The 5,541-nt window shown below is 72.0% G+C and carries 8 protein-coding genes; 1 reads left to right on the top strand and 7 read right to left on the bottom strand.

Annotated features, from left to right (window positions below; all coding sequences use genetic code 11):
- Positions 1 to 192: 192 nt before the first annotated feature.
- The gene (locus O3X23_RS37470) at positions 193 to 327 is read right to left on the bottom strand and encodes a hypothetical protein (protein ID WP_269277679.1); all 135 of its coding nucleotides are present in this window, start codon (positions 325 to 327) and stop codon (positions 193 to 195) included.
- Positions 328 to 702: 375 nt separating this feature from the next.
- Positions 703 to 1,518 carry a hypothetical protein gene (locus O3X23_RS37465; RefSeq protein ID WP_269277676.1) on the bottom strand — a complete coding sequence of 272 codons (816 nt, stop codon included), beginning with the start codon at positions 1,516 to 1,518 and terminating at the stop codon, positions 703 to 705.
- Positions 1,519 to 1,705: 187 nt separating this feature from the next.
- Here O3X23_RS37465 and O3X23_RS37460 point away from each other — a divergent pair, with 187 nt between their 5' ends.
- Positions 1,706 to 1,924: a hypothetical protein gene (locus O3X23_RS37460; RefSeq protein WP_269277674.1), complete on the top strand. Its 219-nt coding sequence runs from the start codon at positions 1,706 to 1,708 to the stop codon at positions 1,922 to 1,924.
- Between the two features lie 69 nt (positions 1,925 to 1,993).
- On the opposite strand, the gene O3X23_RS37455 is transcribed toward O3X23_RS37460, so the two are convergent.
- From O3X23_RS37455 to O3X23_RS37435, 5 genes are all read right to left on the bottom strand, one after another.
- A complete protein-coding gene (locus tag O3X23_RS37455; protein ID WP_269277671.1) occupies positions 1,994 to 2,560 on the bottom strand; it encodes a hypothetical protein in 567 nt (188 codons plus the stop codon).
- An 83-nt stretch (positions 2,561 to 2,643) separates the two neighbouring features.
- Positions 2,644 to 2,883 carry a hypothetical protein gene (locus O3X23_RS37450; RefSeq protein WP_269277668.1) on the bottom strand — a complete coding sequence of 80 codons (240 nt, stop codon included), beginning with the start codon at positions 2,881 to 2,883 and terminating at the stop codon, positions 2,644 to 2,646.
- A 28-nt stretch (positions 2,884 to 2,911) separates the two neighbouring features.
- Positions 2,912 to 3,100 (bottom strand): hypothetical protein, encoded by a 189-nt coding sequence (locus tag O3X23_RS37445; RefSeq protein WP_269277665.1) that lies wholly within the window; start codon positions 3,098 to 3,100, stop codon positions 2,912 to 2,914.
- A gap of 35 nt (positions 3,101 to 3,135) precedes the next feature.
- Positions 3,136 to 4,563, bottom strand: coding sequence for a transfer protein (locus O3X23_RS37440; protein ID WP_269277662.1), 1,428 nt, complete (start codon positions 4,561 to 4,563; stop codon positions 3,136 to 3,138).
- Positions 4,560 to 5,390, bottom strand: a complete 831-nt coding sequence (locus O3X23_RS37435) for a hypothetical protein (protein WP_269277659.1) — start codon at positions 5,388 to 5,390, stop codon at positions 4,560 to 4,562. Before O3X23_RS37435 ends, O3X23_RS37440 begins: the two co-directional genes overlap by 4 nt.
- Positions 5,391 to 5,541 lie beyond the last annotated feature (151 nt).

Raw genomic sequence — 5,541 nt, 5'->3', positions numbered from 1 at the left:
AATGTGCCAGTTACTGCGAACATCTCACGCGTACCAATCAAGCCTGATAGGAGGGCTCCTACCTCCCCACTTGCACCTCAATCGGCAGGCACATCGCGAAGGAACCCGCGTGAACTCCAGTTGGCAGGGTCGCGTCACTGCGCGGAACCCGCCTCACCTCGCGGCGGCGGCGCCTCGTTCGGCGGCGCGGCATCACCGGCGCCAGGTGCCGGGCAGCCGGTCGGGGCGGTGCGGGTAGCGGGGGCCGGGACGCTGCGGGCGGGGCCGGCCGATACGGCGGCGCGGGCGGGGGATGAGCACGGGCAGTTCCTCCAGAGGTCGGTGCACAGCGCCGCACCCCCGCCGACGTCGGATGCGTCGGCGAGGGTGCGGCGGGTGACGGATCAGGCGGGCGTGTGCGTGCGGTGCGCGCCGGGCGTGGTCGGGGCCGGCGTGGTGTGGCTCGGGCTCGGGTGCTGCGGCTGCGGGTCGGGGCGCCGTGCAGATGGGTGCCGATCAGGTAGCCGATCAGCAGTCCGCCGACGCCGTAGACCTTGTGCCGGTTCGCCTTCCACCAGGTGGGCGGGGTGGGCTCCGTCAGCACGCCTATGACGGCCACGAGTTCTCCATTCGGTCGGGGACAGGGCGGGTGGTGCGTGAGGCCGGGCGGCCTGTCCGGTCCTCGCCCGCGCAGGGCGGGCGAGAGCCAGGCAGGGCGACGGGTCAGCGCTTGGTGAGCGGGTGCACGTTGTCCGGGGTGTCATCGACGGGCGGGGCGGCCGGGGCGGGGATGTGGATGTGCGGCTCGATCTGGTGACCGGCGTTGTGGATGTGGGTGAAGAAGGTCGGGCGCAGGCTCAGACCGCGCAGTGCGAACGCGGAGGCGGCGGTCCAGGCGAGGACGGCGAGCCCGGTGGCGATGGTGCGGCCGTCGGCCGGTGCGGCGCTGTAGACCATGGCGATGCTGGACGCGCCGAAGGCCGTCCAGGTCAGGCGGGCGCCGCTGCTGCGGAAGAAGCCGCCGACCAGGCCGAAGAGACCGACCACCTGCCAGAGGGTGTAGACGGTGGAGGCGCTGATCGGCAGCGAGGCGGAGTGGGCCGCGATGTACGAGCGGATCGGCTGGTCGACGACGGCGAAGACGCCGTCGGAGGTGTCGGTGCCGACCTGGACGTGCGGAACGGCGGTGAGCAGGTGGCGGATCGAATCGGCCAGGACGTCGGTCGCGGTGTCCAGCAGGATGATGACCGCGCAGATCCCGGCGAGTCCGATCGCCGCCTTCACCCAGTTCGCCATGGAGTGCCAGCCGAGCTCCGGGGCCTGGCGCAGGTCCTCCCAGCGGTCGTGCAGGAACCCGCCGGTCTCCCACGCGTGGTCCCACCATTCGCGTGCGGCGGCGAGCTGCGGCTGCTTCGGCTTCTGGTACTCCCCGGCCGGGGGCGGCGGGAAGTTGAAGGGCTCCTGCTCGTTCTGCCCGAGCTGGAGGAAGTCCGGCTGGTCGGCGTTCGGGGCCTGGTCGCGGTCGTTGTGGTCAGCCACGGTCGGGATCTCCTTGAGTGCGTCGGTGAGCGCGGTGCGGGCCGGGCGGCCTGCTCTGGCACCCGAACTCCGCGCGGTGCGTTGCGGGTTCGGGGGCCGGGGCGGGTTGTCCGGAGGTCTGCGCGGGGATCTGTTGGAAGGGCCTGGTGGTGCGTCAGGCTGTGCGCATGAAGCGAAGGGGGCGGTGATGGGCTGGTTCACGCGCGATGAGCCGGAAGGCGTCGTGTTCGATCAGGTGATCGCCGACGGGGTGATCTGGCCGGCGTATACGGATGACGACGGCGTGCTGTGGATCGACGTCGAAGAGGGCGTGGAGATCGTCGTGGACGGCGCGATCGTCGACGGCGTCATCTACGAGGCGTGGGTCGACGACTACGGGCGCATCCTGATCGACCTGGAGAGCTGACCGCCCCGGGCCACCTGGCCCGTACTCGACACCCGGCGTCGGGGTTCGAGTACGAAGCAGGCGGCCCGGTCAGCGGTTGTTCGTCGTCGTGGTCGACGACGTGGAGTGGCCGAACCAGCGGCTGGTGTTGTGGTTGGTCACGTGGTTCTCGTTGTGGATGTGCGTGCGGCCGCCGCCACCACTGGTGACCTTGATGAGGAGCCACAGGGCGAGTCCCACGACGACGGCGCCGGTGCCGCCCGCGGCCGCGATGCCCGTGAATGCCTGCCCCAATCCCCAGCCGATCCCGGCTCCGGCCGCGCCGGCGCCGATGCCGCCTGCGGCGACCAGCTGGGCGCGCGGGTCGAAGAGCGGGACCGGGGTGAGGTCGCGCTGCTGCGGGGCGGGCATCGCCTCGAAGTGGCGGTAGCCGGCGGGCAGCACCTCGCGCGGCACGGCCATGAACTGGTTGCCCGGACCCGGGATCCACACCATCTGGGCGCGCTCCCCGGAGAGCTCCACCGCGTGGGTGGAGGCGGTGACGATCTGGAGCGCGCGGGCCTGCGCCATCGCTTCGGCCACCGGGTCGGCCGCGGGCAGGTGCTGGGCGGCGGGGGCGGCCACCTCGTAGGGGCGCTGCGTGCCGGACTGGTACATGGCGGTGGGTCCTTCCTGCACAAGGGCCGCCCGCCGCACCGGGAATGCGGTGCGGCGGGCGGCCAAGGGTGAGGTGCGGGTGGTTATGCCTCAGCGCGCCGGACAGCGGCGTCGAGGTCGGAGAGCGTCAGGTACTGCGGGAGCGGCCGGGTCGTCTCCGGCTCCGCGAGCTGGACGCCGTTCTTGCGGCCGGTGGCGAGCAGGTCGTCGATGAGCGCCTGGACGTCGGGCTGCCCGGGTGCGGTGGGCCGGCCGACGATGGTGGTGGCCCCGTCGAGCATCACCGTGATGCACTTGACGGGGCGGGTCTGCGATTCGGGCACGGGGTCCTTCTCTCAAGGTCGGGCGGGGTCAGAAGGAGGAGACCCAGCCGGTGACGGAGGTGATCGCGCCGGTGATGGCCGGGGCGATGCCGGTGGAGGCGAGGCAGAACCCGAACAGCACGGCCGCCAGGGCGGGCCACAGCCGCAGGTAGCCGGTGCGCAGCAGGATCAGGACGATCAGGGCGGCGACCACAACGAGGGACAGGGATACGGCCATGGCGGCGTCGGGCTCCTTTTCTCCGGGGTGAGGGGTCAGTTGCTCTTGAGGGCGGTCAGGGTGTTGCGGACGCTGCCGAGGCGGACTTGGCGGTCGCCGTCGGCGTTGACGGCCTCGAGGATCGCGGCGGCGTCCAGGTCGCCGTCGGAGTTCTCCAGGACGGCCTGGACGCGTTCGGCGAGTGTGCGGGCGCGGGGCTTGGACGGCTCCGGCATCGCGGGGCCCGGGGCGACCGGGCGCTTCTTGCCGCCGGACTTCCGGCCGCCACCGCCGCCGCTGCCTTCGCCGTCCTCGTCTTCCTCCTCCATGGGGAAGATCGCGGCGTACGCCTCGGGGCCGTCCAGGCGTCCGGCGTAGGCGTCGCCCGCGTCGTCCAGGGACTCCTTCTCCAGCTGCCGGACCGGGCCGTCGCCGTACAGGGCGAGCATCTCGGGGTCCAGGCCCTCCACCGGCTCGGTGCTGCCGACGTTGAAGAACCGGAAGCGGCTGGTGGGGGAGGGGCCGGACAGGAGGTAGCCGCTGCCCTGGGTGCCCGGGGCGTCCTCGTCTCCGGCTTCCTCGAACTGGCTGATGAGCTTGATGGCCCCGGCGTACTTCGGGATCGGCGCGAGTGACTGCCCGGCGGCCAGCAGACCGTCGGAGACCAGCTGGCGCATCATCGTCGACGTCCAGCGCAGCAGGATCACTTCGCCGTCCTTGAGCATGCCGCGCAGCGTGTCCGAGCCGCCCAGCTCCTCCAGGTGGCCGGCCTGCGCGGACAGGTGGACCCCGATGCCCAGCGACCGGCCGGTGCGGCCGATGTCCTTGATGTAGTAGGTCGCCTCGTCGCGGAACGGGGCGCCCTTCTCCAGCAGGCGGTTGGCTTCGTCGATCCGCAGGTTCAGCAGCGGGTCGGGCCGGTTCATCAGGAACTTGGAGCGGCCGGCGGCGGCGTAGCGGACCTGCCGCGCCTGCATGATCAGCCACACCGTGCGCAGCTGCGCCATCGCGCCCTCGGGCGTGGTGACGAACCAGTCGACGTTGTCGCGGGCCTCGGGGACGGACTGGCCGCCCTTGAGGTCGGAGAGGAACGTCACGATCCCGGAGCGCTTCTCCGCCGCCAGGATCACCTGGAGGCCGGTGGACTTGCCCGCGCCGGTCGTGCCGAACAGCAGGCCGCGCTGCGCGGATCCGGCCCTCGGGTCGTACAGCCGCATCCTGGCGGGGCGGCCGTTGTGGTAGCGGCCGACCCAGATGCGGCCCTGGTCGTCCATGACCAGCTCGCTGGGGTCGGGCAGTTCGACGTCGGCGAGCGGGTCGGAGGGGTAGATCGTGACCAGGGCGTGGTTCATGCCGTCGGTCTCGATCGCCAGCCTGCTGGGGTCCTCGATCCGCAGGGCGGAGGCAAGCCGGATCGGGTCGTAGGCGATCAGGTCCCCCGGAGGGGCTTCGACGGTGAGCTCGTAGATGGTCTCGGCGGTCATGCGCCCAGCTCCTTTTCGATGGTGACAGCGCGGATGGAGGTGATGACGGTCCCGGGCATGCCCTTGGGGGCGACGTTCTGTGCCCAGTGCGCGTACGGGTCGTCGGTCTGTTCGGCGGGGGCCGTGCCGACGCTCAGTCGCCGCACTCCGGCGCCCTGGCGGGGCACGGGGGTGATCTGCAGTTCGTCCTCCGGCCAGTTCAGGGCGGCGGACAGCTCCAGCAGGTTGATCGTGGGGACGGGCTTGCCGGGGAGGGTGGAGCGGATCACGGCGCGCATCGAGCGCCCGCCGGTCTCCTCCACCTGCTCCAGCACCGTGTTGGGGGCGGCGCCGCCCTCGATGGCGACGCGCTGCGCCCAGAACGCGGCGGCCGGGTGCTGCGGTCCGGCCGGGGCCGCCTCCACCAGGAGCTCCCGGCTCGTTTCGACAGCCGCGGGGGTCAGCGACGGCTCGCGGCCGGCGAGGACCTTCGCGATCCGGGCCGGGCGCACCTTGAGCACGACGGCCGTCCACAGGGCGGCACCAAGCAGGTCCCACCACCAGTCCAGGCCGGACCAGATCCGCTGCGTGGTGAGCAGCGCGGCCAGCGACACCGACGACGACAGGTAGAGGGCCATGGCCGCGTCCAGGGCGCGGCCCTTGGGCAGCGTCGCCGACCACACGGTGGCGTATCCGGCGGCGACGACCGTCGCCGTCATGGTGGCGCTGTAGGTGTGCGGCCAGAACGCTCCGGCCGCGAGCGCTCCGGTGCCGGCCACCGTGAGAACGCGGCCGAAGACGTCGCGGACCTGAGCGATCCGGCCGCGCAGGGGACCGAGGGGAATCATCGGGGGCTCCTCCTTCGAGGGCATGGGGAAGGGCCGGTCAGCGGTTGCTGTAGAAGCTCCGGTCGGCCATGGGCACCGACATCCGGTTCACCGCTTCGGCGACCGGGCCGTAGTCGGCGATGTGGGCGTCGGCGGTGTCGTGGAACAGCGT

Source organism: Streptomyces sp. H39-S7, from assembly GCF_027158205.1.
GTDB lineage: Bacteria > Actinomycetota > Actinomycetes > Streptomycetales > Streptomycetaceae > Actinacidiphila.
This window is presented reverse-complemented; position numbering and strand designations above follow the sequence as displayed.

Excerpts from the sequence above, each read along its gene's own strand:
- O3X23_RS37435 (WP_269277659.1), bottom strand. The coding sequence starts at position 5,390 with ATGATTCCCCTCGGTCCCCTGCGCGGCCGGATCGCTCAGGTCCGCGAC.
- O3X23_RS37460 (WP_269277674.1), top strand. The coding sequence starts at position 1,706 with ATGGGCTGGTTCACGCGCGATGAGCCGGAAGGCGTCGTGTTCGATCAG.
- O3X23_RS37440 (WP_269277662.1), bottom strand. The coding sequence starts at position 4,563 with ATGACCGCCGAGACCATCTACGAGCTCACCGTCGAAGCCCCTCCGGGG.
- O3X23_RS37445 (WP_269277665.1), bottom strand. The coding sequence starts at position 3,100 with ATGGCCGTATCCCTGTCCCTCGTTGTGGTCGCCGCCCTGATCGTCCTG.
- O3X23_RS37455 (WP_269277671.1), bottom strand. The coding sequence starts at position 2,560 with ATGTACCAGTCCGGCACGCAGCGCCCCTACGAGGTGGCCGCCCCCGCC.